This is a genomic window from Sphingobacterium sp. JUb20 (genome assembly GCF_004342035.1).
Classification (GTDB): domain Bacteria; phylum Bacteroidota; class Bacteroidia; order Sphingobacteriales; family Sphingobacteriaceae; genus Sphingobacterium; species Sphingobacterium anhuiense.
The window spans coordinates 123733-136820 of the sequence record NZ_SLYV01000004.1 but is presented as its reverse complement, the minus strand read 5'-3'; the positions used below and the strand labels follow the sequence as shown (position 1 = coordinate 136820).

General features: G+C 35.4%; 11 protein-coding genes. 6 read left to right on the top strand and 5 right to left on the bottom strand.

Annotated features, from left to right (window positions below):
* The first annotated feature begins 15 nt into the window (after positions 1-15).
* Both EDF66_RS08470 and EDF66_RS08465 read left to right on the top strand, forming a co-directional pair.
* Positions 16-1767, top strand: a complete 1752-nt coding sequence (locus tag EDF66_RS08470) for a class I mannose-6-phosphate isomerase (RefSeq protein WP_132841958.1) — start codon at positions 16-18, stop codon at positions 1765-1767.
* Between the two features lie 17 nt (positions 1768-1784).
* On the top strand, positions 1785-3080 hold the full coding sequence (locus EDF66_RS08465) for an amylo-alpha-1,6-glucosidase (protein ID WP_132841956.1): 1296 nt from the start codon (positions 1785-1787) through the stop codon (positions 3078-3080).
* 135 nt (positions 3081-3215) lie between these two features.
* Here EDF66_RS08465 and EDF66_RS08460 read toward each other — a convergent pair whose 3' ends face one another.
* Positions 3216-3902: a hypothetical protein gene (locus tag EDF66_RS08460; RefSeq protein ID WP_021192402.1), complete on the bottom strand. Its 687-nt coding sequence runs from the start codon at positions 3900-3902 to the stop codon at positions 3216-3218.
* A gap of 223 nt (positions 3903-4125) precedes the next feature.
* Here EDF66_RS08460 and EDF66_RS08455 point away from each other — a divergent pair, with 223 nt between their 5' ends.
* The 4 genes from EDF66_RS08455 (at position 4126) to cydB (ending at position 8018) form a co-directional block, all read left to right on the top strand.
* Positions 4126-4800: an outer membrane beta-barrel protein gene (locus tag EDF66_RS08455; protein WP_132841954.1), complete on the top strand. Its 675-nt coding sequence runs from the start codon at positions 4126-4128 to the stop codon at positions 4798-4800.
* A 1-nt stretch (position 4801) separates the two neighbouring features.
* On the top strand, positions 4802-5455 hold the full coding sequence (locus tag EDF66_RS08450) for an outer membrane beta-barrel protein (protein ID WP_132841952.1): 654 nt from the start codon (positions 4802-4804) through the stop codon (positions 5453-5455).
* Between the two features lie 142 nt (positions 5456-5597).
* On the top strand, positions 5598-6935 hold the full coding sequence (locus tag EDF66_RS08445) for a cytochrome ubiquinol oxidase subunit I (protein WP_132841950.1): 1338 nt from the start codon (positions 5598-5600) through the stop codon (positions 6933-6935).
* Positions 6936-6941: 6 nt separating this feature from the next.
* Positions 6942-8018, top strand: coding sequence for a cytochrome d ubiquinol oxidase subunit II (cydB, locus tag EDF66_RS08440; RefSeq protein WP_132841948.1), 1077 nt, complete (start codon positions 6942-6944; stop codon positions 8016-8018).
* A gap of 24 nt (positions 8019-8042) precedes the next feature.
* On the opposite strand, the gene EDF66_RS08435 is transcribed toward cydB, so the two are convergent.
* The 4 genes from EDF66_RS08435 to EDF66_RS08420 form a co-directional block, all read right to left on the bottom strand.
* Positions 8043-8927, bottom strand: coding sequence for an AraC family transcriptional regulator (locus EDF66_RS08435; RefSeq protein ID WP_132841946.1), 885 nt, complete (start codon positions 8925-8927; stop codon positions 8043-8045).
* Positions 8928-9162: 235 nt separating this feature from the next.
* Positions 9163-10449 (bottom strand): Gfo/Idh/MocA family protein, encoded by a 1287-nt coding sequence (locus EDF66_RS08430; RefSeq protein WP_132841944.1) that lies wholly within the window; start codon positions 10447-10449, stop codon positions 9163-9165.
* Between the two features lie 329 nt (positions 10450-10778).
* The gene (locus EDF66_RS08425; RefSeq protein ID WP_132841942.1) at positions 10779-12239 is read right to left on the bottom strand and encodes a beta-N-acetylhexosaminidase; all 1461 of its coding nucleotides are present in this window, start codon (positions 12237-12239) and stop codon (positions 10779-10781) included.
* 180 nt (positions 12240-12419) lie between these two features.
* Positions 12420-13004 carry a hypothetical protein gene (locus tag EDF66_RS08420; RefSeq protein ID WP_132841940.1) on the bottom strand — a complete coding sequence of 195 codons (585 nt, stop codon included), beginning with the start codon at positions 13002-13004 and terminating at the stop codon, positions 12420-12422.
* Positions 13005-13088 lie beyond the last annotated feature (84 nt).

Sequence of the window (13088 nt, the reverse complement as noted above, 5' to 3'; positions counted from 1 at the left end):
ATAAAATAATTAAATATGCATACCACTAAAGACTCAGCAATAGGCCAGTACAATATTATGCCCGCTTTCCCTGCTACAGGTGAAATCTCAAGCTCATTTCAAAAATTAGTTCGTGTACTGCACGACAATAATATACGTATCATCGATGGTTTTGTTGGTGTAGATTGGAAATTTGTCATTGGAGAGATTTCAAAAGAATTTAAAAATTACGATATTAAACCACGTTTCATCGCTATTGATGAGGCACTTTTATCAGAAGAGATTATTAATAATCAGGTAGCACCTTATCTTGGTGGTAATGATCCCTTATTTGGAAAAAAATCCCCTCTTCCATTATCTTCTTATTTTAATGGTGAAAAATTAGCGAAATTCCATGATATGCTCGTAAATAACCAAGAGTACATCATCTTTTACGGACCTGGAGCAGCTCTTTTAGATAATGAAGCTTCTATCATGTATGTTGATTTGCCTAAAAGTGTTCTAATTCAGCGCATGAGAGCTGGAAAAGCATGGAACTTAGGATGCAGCAATTCAAAAGATCCAAAACAGATTTACAAACGATATTATTTTGTGGATTGGCAAGCGTTAAATAGCCACAAAAATTCAATTCTATCTCGGATAGAAATCATGGCAGATCAGCAATCTGACAACACATTACCTTGGATAAAGGGATCTGATTTAAGACAGACCTTGCATCAAATGTCTGTCAATTATTTTAGAGTAAAACCTACATTTGAATCTGGTGTTTGGGGTGGACAATGGATGAAAGATCATCTAACAGGGATAGATCAAAGTGCAAAAAACTACGCCTGGTCCTTCGAGATGATTGTTCCGGAAAATGGGTTGTCATTAAAATTTAATGATCTACTTCTGGAAATTTCATTTGATCAATTGATGTTCACTGAAAGCAAAAATGTCCTAGGCTTGGCTGAACCAAGATTTGGTGTAGATTTCCCAATTAGATTTAATTTCTTAGATACCTTTGATGGAGGAAATTTATCAATACAGTGTCACCCTAGCCCGAAGTATGCAAAGTCACAATTTGGAGAAAACTTTACCCAAGATGAAACCTATTACATTGTAGACAGAAAAGGAGATGCACAGGTATATCTAGGTTTTCAAGATGATATCAATAAAGATGAATTTCAAAGTGCTTTAGAGCATAGTTTTAAAACCGGAGAAGCCATTGAGGTAGATCAATATATTCAAAAATTTGAATCTAAAAAGCATGAGTTATACTTGATACCGCATGGTACAGTGCATTCATCTGGTATCGATAATTTAGTTTTAGAAATTAGTGCGACTCCATACAATTTCACCTTTAAAATGTATGATTGGGTAAGACCGGATTTGGATGGCAAACCACGTCCTTTAAATATCGACCGTGCTTTTGACAATCTTAATTTTGAAAGAAAAGGACAAGTGGTCAACGATACCTTAATTGCGAAACCTGTTTTCCACAAAATTGATAATCAAGCAACTAAAGTTCATTTAGCTACACATGAAGATCATTTTTATGATGTCGTACGCTATGACTTTGACCAAGAGGTAACGATTGAAACAAAAAATCAGTGTCATATTCTGATGCTTGTTGAAGGGGAGGCTGTGGAATTAACAACTTCAAATGGTATGAGGGAAGTTTTTAATTATGTTGAGACATTTGCCATTCCAGCTGCAACAGGATCATATACACTTCGTAACCTTGGAAAACAGCCGGCAAAAGTGATCCAATCATACGTTAAAGATTCAAAATGCAACCAATTTTAAACTAAACATTTAAAAATATGAAAAACTTATTTTTTGCAATAGCTTCCTCTGCCCTTTTATTTTCCTGCAATCCAAGTGGAAGCAAAGGAACACAAAACAGTTGGCAGGCCGACATGAAAAAAGACAGTAGTTTTCAACTAGTCAAAGATATGGCAACCAATACCATAAAATCCGGTTTCAATGCTGGAGATGGATATGGAGAGGTATGGATCAGAGATTACAATACCTTTATCAATTTAGCTACACAAGTGCATCCTCATGAGCAAATCAAAGATCAATTGCTTATATTTCTGAAACTACAGGGGCCTGATGGGAATATTGCAGATGGCTTTGTTAAAAAAGCGAGCTTAAAAAATGGCACATCTGACTACTATACGATAACAAATGTATTAGCTCCAGATTATGCGGGGCATAAAAATACAGTAGAAACAGATCAGGAAACTTCTTTGATTCAGGCTGTTTACAAGTATGTGAACGCATCACAGGATACATCTTTCTTATCGGCCAAGGTGGGTAATAGTATCGTTAAAGACAAAATGGAAAATGCCCTCCAGTTCTTAATGAATGAACGATACAATAAAACTTATGGTTTACTTTGGGGCGCAACCACGGTTGATTGGGGTGATGTACAACCTGAACATGATTGGGGTGTCCATTTAGATGAAAATTCTCATATTGCATTAGACATTTATGATAATGCAATGTTTCTAATTGCATTGGATAACTATATGGAACTTGTTCCTGAAAAAGCATCCCAGTGGAAACCCATTCGCGATGAAATCGCTGCCAATACAATGAAGCATCTTTGGGATGAGAAAAATCAAAAATTTATCCCCCATATTTACATCAACGGATCACCATTTTCTTCAGATTTCGATGAGAATCAGATCTACTATCATGGTGGTACTGCTATTGCTATCGAAGCCAATTTACTGAGTAAGGAGCAAATAAAAACAGCCTTAGATGAGATGGTCAAAAATGTGAAAGATTCCGGTGCCGCTACAATCGGCTTGACGATCTATCCGACTTACCCTGCAGGTTCATTCAAAAATAAAGGTATGTATCCATATGGATATCAAAACGGTGGGGATTGGACCTGGTTTGGTGGCCGTATGATACAACAGTTGGTGAAAAATGGTTACGAAAAGGAGGCATATGAACAAATGAAACCGATGTTGGATCGCGTAATAAAAAATAAAGGCTTTTATGAGTGGTACACAAAGGATAATAAACCTGAAGGATCAGGCACCTTTAGAGGTGAAGCTGGCGTATTGTTTGATGCGATTTCACTATTAGAAAAATCACAGGGCTAATGATTTTTAGGAACTAAAACAGTCATAGATCTTACGAGCAGAAAAATTACTTCTTAAGTAACGCAATATGATTTAAAAGAGGTGTAATCAAAATGGTTACACCTCTTTTGCCTTTTTCAGATTAAATAAGGTCTTTTATTTAATATCAAATTTTAATTCGAGCACGTTTGCACCTTTAAATTTGTTTGCATAGCCTGGATCAAGTAAATCGACGCGTTCAATGGTAGCTTTTACTCCAGGCTCTATTTTACGCAAGGAATAAATTAATTTTTTAGTTTTTCCCTTATTTTCAGAGCCCAACGTAAAAAATGCCTTTAGGCCTGTCATCTCATATTTACCATTAACTTTAGTTCCATCAGCATAATCCGTTTCGCGTGGTTGAAAAATAGCACCTCCATTTGTCTCCGTATTTGCATTTGCGATTAATTTATCTCCTATTAAAAATGCCTTGTATTCGCCGGCTGTTGCCTGATTCTTTACAAAATTATCTTGAATTTCTATTCCTTTTTCATCGTAAACTTTTAAATCTATTTTGTAGGCGAGCTCAGCATCTAAATTAATCGCACCCTTTGTTAGAGAGTTTCCTGATGCATCAAAGTTTACAGTAATCACGGCACCCTCTTTCGCGGTAGTAACACCGTGAAAATGGTCCCCATGACCTGCTCCCTTGGTTTCCAAAAGCTCAGTAAACTGGAGAGATGCCCTTACTTCTTCACCTGCAACAGGGACATGCTCATCTTTCTTACAAGAGCTGACTCCAATTAATAACCCTACTAACGCCAATAATACTACAGCAATACGTTTGATAAATTTCATTTTCATGATTAGATTTTGATTTAAGTAAAACAATTCAAAGTCGCCATATACGCAACTATGTTGCAAATATAATAAATAATATTACAAATGCAACCATGTTGCTTTACTAAAGATTATTATTTGATAACCTTTATTCAGCCAATAAATCCCTTAAAACCAACATTGAATTAATTAAATATTTCGAAAATGAAATAAATTTAATTAAATTTACAACCGAACAACCTTTTTTATGAACAAATATATATTTTCAAGTTTTTTAATCTTGTCCGCATCAACTGTGCTTGCGCAACAGTCAAAATTATTTATTGAAGCCGGAGGATCTTATCAACAATTCAAAGACAAGCGATCTGAAGATTTCTATAACTTAAGTAAAACTTCGGTTATTGACGGAAATTTTGGCTATCAATTATCCTCACATTCTGCAATCGGATTACGATATGCATATGAAACTTTTAATCAGAAACAAGATAATAGGTATGTGTTCCATGAGTTTCGTAGTGAAAGATCATTTAAAAACATTACCAAAACAAACAACTTTGGTATATTTTATCGCTATTATTTTAGAGAAAAGGAAAGTTCTAAATGGAATATATTTGTAGAAATTTCTCCTTCATTTCGAAAAAGCAAAGAGAATATCGATGAATTATCTAGTACATATTATAACAATGCTTATGATCAACCCCAAAATATAGTAAATATACACATTGATAGAGCATTTAAAACTTTAGATGGTTCCTTATCCATTGGATCTTCTTATCAGCTCAATCATAATTGGGCTCTTCAGTTAAGTTTACGATCAATCATGCAGATTCAACACGAATTTGGTGATCAAAAGACAACACAATACCGCTTTTTCGAACAAATCTTATCTAACAATTTTTTTAGCGTACAATATCAATTTTAACATGAAAATTATTCAATCTATACTGTTGCTGACTTTAGTCATTTGTCTTACAAAAGTTAGTCAGGCACAGGAAAAAAAGTTTGTCTTATCTGCTCCATTACAATATACTGTTGATAACTACGGTGACGAGTACTCACCGTTAACGAAAGCCCGTAATTTCCTGATCAATCCACAGTTAATGTACCGCATAAATATACATTGGGCTCTAGGGCCAATTGTGAGCATAGGCATAAGTAAACAATCCTATGATATGAAAAATTATAATAACTATATCCCTTCAAATACGTCGTATGGCCAAAAAGCTACTACAATAAAATACGGACTTAGCATGCAAAGATATTTATATGATAATGGTACGATTCAATTATTTACTGAAATCAACGGATTATTTGGAAATTACAAAAGCAAAATGGTAGATGTACCTGACGGTATAAGTTTTAGTCCAAATTCTCAAAAATATAATTCCTTTGAAGCTGGCCTAAATTTAGGTGGCCGCTACCAATTCACTAAAACCCTAGGAATTGAAGCACGCATCAATCACTTGGTATCTTACAATAAAAAAAGTAATAAAGAAGATGATTATAAAAATTCTCAATTCAATCTCATTAGCAATATCTTCAACAATGCATCTGTAGGTATAGCTTTTAATTTTTAAAGTAACATATAAACCATCCTGCATTTTAAACAGTCTGCAGGATGGTTTATAAAAATCATCACAAATAAGTAAAAGCACCTTATTGTTTCCCATATAAAAAACAATTATATTTAGGTTATATTTTAACCTCATATAATGTCGTATGGAAGACATGATACTTTACAATCGGTTACAGTTTGCTTTCACCATTACCTTTCATTACCTGTTTCCGCAATTAACGATGGGCCTCTCCCTGATGATCGTTTACTTCAAATGGAAATTCTTACGTACCAAAATTGAGGATTACAATCATGCCGCAAAATTCTGGATGAAAATCTTTGCATTGAACTTCACCATGGGAGTCGTTACGGGAATTCCTATGGAGTTTCAATTTGGGACCAACTGGGCAAAATTTTCCGAATTAACGGGTGGTATTATCGGACAAACATTAGCCATGGAGGGCATGTTCTCATTCTTTCTAGAATCGTCCTTTCTTGGGATGTTTCTTTTTGGAGAAAAGTTACTTGGACACAAACTCCATTTCCTCTCTGGATTAATGGTATTTATCGGTTCTTGGGCGAGCGGTTTTCTCATCATTGCAACCCATTCCTGGATGCAGTATCCAGTAGGATATGAAATATTAGAAAATGGAAAATTTCTATTAAATAATTTTACAGCGCTTTTTAATAATCCATGGCTATGGCCTTCCTATTTACATAATCAGGCAGGTTCTCTGATTACGAGCTCATTCTTTGTAGCGTCCATAGGTGCTTTTTACTTATTGAGTAATAAACACAGCAAATTTGGAAAAATGTTCGTTAAAACTGGTGTCATTTTCGGTGTTATATCCTCTATTATAGTTGCTTTTCCAACAGGTGATATGGCTGCTAAGAATGTTGTCAAATATCAACCGGTCACCTTTGCGGCTATGGAAGGTATTTTTAAGACCGAAAAAGGGGGATCAGAAATCGTACTTATTGGTCAGCCAGATATGCAAAATAAAAAATTAGATAACAAAATTGCTGTTCCAAATGTCCTTAGCTTTCTTACCTATCAACGTTGGGATGCAGAGATTAAGGGTTTGAATGAATTTGACGAATCCATACATCCTACCAATGTACCTGGACTGTATTATGGTTATCATATCATGGCGGGCCTAGGTACCATTTTTATTGCAATAATGGTAGCGGCCACGTTTTTACTTTGGAAAAACAAATTATTTCAGACAAAATGGTTGCTTTGGATCATCATGTTTATGATTCCTTTTCCCTACATCGCTAATACTGCCGGATGGTATACAGCTGAACTAGGAAGACAACCCTGGCTTGTGTACAACCTGATGCGCATGGTAGATGGTGTTTCTCCAACCGTTTCTTCTGGCAATGCCCTATTTACCTTACTAGGGTTTGTTGGACTATATATTTTATTAGGATTATTATTTTTAATGCTTGTGTTAAAAATAATAAGAAAAGGTCCTGAGCCTCAAATCTCCTTAACGTAATTGATCATGGAAATATTTTGGTTTATTGTATTAATGGTCATGCTGGTAATCTATGTTATTCTAGATGGTTATGACTTTGGAGCAGGAATTGTTCATCTCTTTTTTGCAAAGACAGAAGAAGAAAGAAAAGCAGTAACAAATTCTATCGGACCTTTTTGGGATGCTAATGAGGTATGGCTCATCGCTTCGGGTGGGGTCTTATTTTTTGCCTTCCCAACTTTATATGCTTCTGCTTTCAGCGGCTTCTATTTACCCTTGATGCTTGTTCTCTGGTTGCTTATCTTTCGAGCTATAAGTTTAGAATTAAGAGGCCAGGTACATAACCGCATGTGGGAAGCATTGTGGGACAAGGCTTTTGGTTTAGCTAGTCTCCTGCTTGCTTTATTCTTTGGAGCGGCTTTAGGTAATGTTGTCCGGGGAGTAAATCTTGGTATGGTTGAAAATGGTGTCTCTACACAGGAACCACATTATTTCTTTCTGGCACTTTGGAACCCAACATTTGATCCACTGGCAGAACATCAAGGTATCATTGACTGGTTCACCATACTATTAGGCCTGGTCGCAGTTGTTACACTGACTATCCACGGCGCTAACTGGATTATATTAAAAACTTCTAGCTCTTTAAGCCAGCGATTAAAAGAGGTCATATTTAAGCTCAACTTTGTCTTATTATTTTCAGTAATCTTATCCGCTTTTGTGTGGCACTACGTGAAACCAATTTCACTACATAATTTTGGAACTTATTATTGGCTTTGGATTTTCCCGATCATTGCTTCTATCGGACTAGTTGGGCAGTTTCAAATTAAAAAATTCAAAAAAGACTTATCAGGATTTATATTTTCATCCCTATTTATCTTCGGAAGTTTTGGCTCTACTATAGCATCTATGTTTCCAATCTTACTTCCATCGACAAATACTGTAAACCCATCTTTAACGGTGCAAAACGTAGCCGCACACGAATATGGATTATCTGTTGGACTGGGCTGGTTTTCTATCGCCGCTGTATTGGTTATTGTTTATTTCATTATCCAATTTAAAGTGTTTAAAGGTAAACTGGATGATGTTGGTTATGGAGATCATTAGAAGATCTTCACAACTAAGGATTTTTTAAATTTCTGTAAAAATAGTCTGTCTGTAGTTGTTTGTATATTCCTTTGGGTTACATCCTATGATCTGTTTAAAAACGCGATTAAAATTAGTTATACTATTAAAACCACTGCTAAAAGCAATAAACGACACACTGTCTAAGTGATCTCCATTTAATTTATGGCAGACTTCTTTTATGCGGATGCGATTTAAATAAGATACAAAAGTAATTCCGCAATGTTTTTTAAAGTACCGACAGAAGGCCTGCGGAGTTAAATTGGCATGGTTAGCGACATCTTCCAATGTAAGTTCTTTTTTATAATTTTCTTTTATGTAATTGCAAACTAAAGTCATTCGACTTACATTTCCGTTGGATTGGATAGCTGATTCAATTCTTTCAGTACAAAGTGGAACTGTTTCTTTAGAAATTGAAGCTAATGAGCGTAACAAATAAAAGAACTGCATTAATTTATCCAGCTCATCAGCACTCTTTAATTGTACTACTCTTTCAGAAATTTGATTAAAATAAGCCTCTGGCACTTTAAATCCACATGAATTACGGTTAATAAAATGATTCAGGGATTCAAACTCACCTAATGAAAACAAGGACTTCAACTTACCGTGCGGATCAAAGAAAATAGAAATTGATCTTGATTCATTGAATAAGCCATCTTGAGACATCGATTTAAATACATGAGGTTGATTGGCTCCCAAAAAAAATATATCATTTTCTTTAAAAGGGTGCAAAGTATCTTCGACAACCAAAACTCCCTCACCCTTTTTAATCCACATTAATTGTGCTTCTTGATGACTGTGCAAATGCGGATAAAATGAATCCATTACATCTTCTTGTATCGTTAAACTTTGTCCTTGTGTTGTCGGCACATTAAATTGGAGAGTTTTCATAGCATGTTTAGAATTAAACTTTACAAAAATTTATTATTTGGTTGATCTAAATATAACAACTAGATTTTAATAAAGAAAAATATGATGTAAACATTAACCAATAGTACTTTACATTCATGGCTATTTTTGAAATTCAAAAAATCCTTTTTGACAAAAGAATAATAGACTAACACAAACAAGTATTGAACAATTCTTCAATAATTATTTCCAACAAGTAACTAGCAATCCTAAATATCTACACTTTAGGATACGAATAACCATTATGATAATTTGCTGCCAAATACTTATTCGCTTCTTTATCTGAGAACTGACGTTTGTCCTTATCCCAGTACAATTTTTTACCCGTTCTGTATGCAATATTTCCCATTTGAGATAAAATGGCAATATGTGCCCCCGCTTCAACAGGGGCTTTCAGAATACTTTTATTTCGCGTAAGAATTGCTTCAACAAAGTTGTCCATATGCCTTTCCAAACCATTATCTTTTGATTTTTGAAATGGTACCGTAGCCATTCGATCCCCTTCTGGCAATACTTCCCACCCCTGTCTGTTCAGTACTAAAGTACCATTGTTTCCGATAAAAGCCACACCATGGCCTTTGTTATAAGGTCCACCATCAATACCTATTGCATGTTCCCACTGCACATTAAACCCATCAAACTCATATAAAGTTGTCAAAGTATCTGGTGTCTCCTCAACATCATCGGGATAAGCAAATTTCCCTCCTGCTGCCATGATCGAACGTGGATCCGAAACTTTCATACCGATCAACGCAAAATCCAGCATATGCACGCCCCAATCTGTCATCAGACCGCCGGCATAATCCCAAAACCAACGGAAATTAAAATGAAAACGATTTACATTAAAAGGCCTTTTTGTAGCAGGGCCCAACCATCTATCATAATGTACACCTGCTGGAATTGCTGAATCCGGGACAATTGGAACATCCTTCTTCCAACCTAAGTAGGCCCATACTTTAACCATTCTTACCTTACCGAGACTACCAGCATGTAGAAATTTCATAGCATCCTCAAAATGCTGTTGACTACGTTGCCACTGCCCTACTTGAACAATAGCATTATACTTTTGAGCGGCGGCCACCATGAGTTCACATTCTTTGATCGAATTGCCAATCGGTTTTTCTACATAGACATGTTTCCCCGCCGTAACGGCATCCACCATCATCAAACAATGCCAATGATCGGGAGTTCCTATAATCACAGCATCAACATTATTATCTGCTAATAATTGCTTATAATCAATATATGTCTTAACGTTTATATCACGCTTTTCCAATTCGGAAACACGGTTATTTAGAACATTTTCATCTATATCGCAAAGTGCAGTGCATACGACATTTGTATTTTTTAATATTGCGGTGAGATTGGACCATCCCATCCCATTTACACCGATTACACCAATGCGTATTTTTTTTGAATCTGCCAACACATTTGTTCTTTTAAAAAATAATGCAGATGCCGCTAATAATGTAGAGGTTTTAATAAATTTTTGTCTATTCATCATAATTTAGGCGTTGATTGCCATTACAAAAGTTTACCTATAACTATCCCCACCAATTAAAATGAATAATTTAACCTTAAAGGATCAGGATATGATAAATCAATTGATTTCAGGTTCATATTTAGTTTACTCTTCCTAAGATATAAAAAATAAAAGGAGACACAAACAGACTAAGCGAGAGCACTTTTATAAATTAGTAATTCCTATTTATTAGTTTTTATATATAAAAGCCTGTTAATTTACCTGAGCTCAAATACTACATAGTTTTTAATAGAAAAAAACATACTTAGAGGCGCCGCTTGACCTGCGTTATATATTAAATAAGTTACAAACTATTCCCAACTATAATTACTTGGCACTTCGGATTTAAGTCCTGGACCAAATTCATAATTTAATTTTTCAAAGAAAGGCTTCAGCATCTTCACATTTCCATAAAACTGTTCAAAAGATATATCATTCGTTTGTGACCACATCTGTTGTGCCAAAGCAAATATACGCGGGAATAATCTACGGTCAATCATACTCTCCGTAACATTATAATCGGTCCATAGACTTGCACTCATTCCTATCAGTAACGAATCACCTCCTTTTATATTAGAGGGATTACTTCTGTAAATATCCTCGATATCAAAAGTTCGATCTGCATGGTACCCGCGCCAAGGTGATAACGGAAAATTAAGGTAACTATAATTATTTGTGCCAGCGATAACAGAATGTCCGCCTTTGACCGCATTGCGATAAGCAAGATCTTGGTGACCTCTCCAATTCCACCAATGGATTACGGTATTATCAGGCAATGGGTAACCATTAGTATAAACAACATCGCCCCAAAAGATTGCTTTCCTTCCCTTGGCTTTGAGATGCTTAGCCATCTCGGCCGAGAACCATAGTTGGAGATCATGGCTATCCTTTAACCCCAATTCTTTAATTCGACCTTGACAATCTGAACATTTATCCCAGTTACCTTTTGGAGCTTCATCACCACCTAAGTGAATGTATTCTGAAGGAAAAAGATCACAAACTTCATCAATAACATTTTTAAGAAAATTGATCGTTTCAGGCTTTCCAGCACAGAATATATGCTGGGTAAACCCTTCTTTTGGCACCAAAGGTACTTCACCAAAACAACCCAAATGTGGATAGGCATTGAGGGCGGCTTCTGCATGTCCTGGAATATCGATTTCCGGCACGACAGTTATGGCTCTTTCCTTAGCATAAGTTATGATTTCTTGTACATCCTCATGACTATAATAGCCCTGCTGTTCCTTCTCTTTACCAACATAGGCACCAATCGAAGTTAGTTTTGGGTAAGTTTTAATTTCTAGACGCCAACCAAGTCCCTCCGTCAGATGCCAATGAAAACGGTTAAATTTCAGAATAGACATCATATCAATATATTTCTTTATCGTACTCACCCGCTGGTACTGCCTGCCGGAATCCATCATAAAACTACGCCACTTGATTCGAGGTGCATCTACAATCGACAGACACGGTATATAACCTATAGTTGCATACTGAAACGCTAGCATCTTAAGCGTCTGTTTCGCATATATATAACCACTGTCATCCGAACACCATATGTTAACACCTTTTTTTTCTATCTTCAAACGATATCCCTCTGCAGGAATTGTTGCATCATGAAAACGTTTCAAATTTTTAATCTGAGACAATGGACACTTACCTGTTAGTACTTCACATTTTTGGGGTGTCGGTAGAATAATAGGGGGAGCAATAGCAAATATATTATTACACCAAATCAATAAAAACACAACTGTCAAAAAAGAATTCATCATATGAATATCAAGGTTTTTGGATAAATGGTCTAAAAAATCAGCAGGTCAAGATAAGAAAAATAGCACAGTAAAAGTAAAGATGAAATTGATTATTAGTTCCAATCTCTACTAGAACATAACTCTAAAAATAAAGGCTACTCTCTTTTGAAAATAGCCTTTATTTCGTAAAAAAATGCATCATTAGAAACGGTAACTGGCACCTAGTGCAACAATGCCTTTAAAACCATAACCAGCTTCAAGAAAACCGCCCCAATTTTTACCAATTCGCAAACCTAATGGATTTACCTGAAAAGCAAAGATTACATCATTGGTAGTGGTCTTTTCTTGATCGATTCTGTCACTTCCGTTTGTCAATATTGCTCCAGAAGCAACTGTACCATAAAAATCAATTATTCCTCGTTTTATATAAGAATATTTTGCAGTAGGCAATACCATATAGAAATTACTCTTTCTGTAGGTAATCTCATTTGTACTTTTATTTTTCATATCTGAAGAAGCATTAGCATAGCTCAGATCGGCTCCTATAGATAATCGATTACTCACCGCATAGCGATATCCCGTAGACAACATGCCAAATGCTTTTTCATTTGAACTTTCGCTTCCCGATATTGCACTTACAAAAGCATTTGTAAATACATCTGCTATTACCAGCGGTGTAGCATCACTATAATCTATTCTTACTTCGTGCCTACTGTTCTCTTGAGCTTGAGTATGAAAAGCACCTCCCATTATTGCAACGATCACTATAAAAATTGATTTTTTCATTGGAATTTTATTCTATTTGATTGTATTAAATATGGAACAAATATAGAAGTACTACTACTCTTATATTTGTAAAAATTCATTATA

Excerpts from the sequence above, each read along its gene's own strand:
- cydB (WP_132841948.1), top strand. The coding sequence starts at position 6,942 with ATGGAAATATTTTGGTTTATTGTATTAATGGTCATGCTGGTAATCTAT.
- EDF66_RS08445 (WP_132841950.1), top strand. The coding sequence starts at position 5,598 with ATGGAAGACATGATACTTTACAATCGGTTACAGTTTGCTTTCACCATT.
- EDF66_RS08420 (WP_132841940.1), bottom strand. The coding sequence starts at position 13,004 with ATGAAAAAATCAATTTTTATAGTGATCGTTGCAATAATGGGAGGTGCT.
- EDF66_RS08435 (WP_132841946.1), bottom strand. The coding sequence starts at position 8,927 with ATGAAAACTCTCCAATTTAATGTGCCGACAACACAAGGACAAAGTTTA.
- EDF66_RS08455 (WP_132841954.1), top strand. The coding sequence starts at position 4,126 with ATGAACAAATATATATTTTCAAGTTTTTTAATCTTGTCCGCATCAACT.
- EDF66_RS08465 (WP_132841956.1), top strand. The coding sequence starts at position 1,785 with ATGAAAAACTTATTTTTTGCAATAGCTTCCTCTGCCCTTTTATTTTCC.
- EDF66_RS08450 (WP_132841952.1), top strand. The coding sequence starts at position 4,802 with ATGAAAATTATTCAATCTATACTGTTGCTGACTTTAGTCATTTGTCTT.
- EDF66_RS08430 (WP_132841944.1), bottom strand. The coding sequence starts at position 10,449 with ATGATGAATAGACAAAAATTTATTAAAACCTCTACATTATTAGCGGCA.
- EDF66_RS08460 (WP_021192402.1), bottom strand. The coding sequence starts at position 3,902 with ATGAAAATGAAATTTATCAAACGTATTGCTGTAGTATTATTGGCGTTA.
- EDF66_RS08425 (WP_132841942.1), bottom strand. The coding sequence starts at position 12,239 with ATGATGAATTCTTTTTTGACAGTTGTGTTTTTATTGATTTGGTGTAAT.
- EDF66_RS08470 (WP_132841958.1), top strand. The coding sequence starts at position 16 with ATGCATACCACTAAAGACTCAGCAATAGGCCAGTACAATATTATGCCC.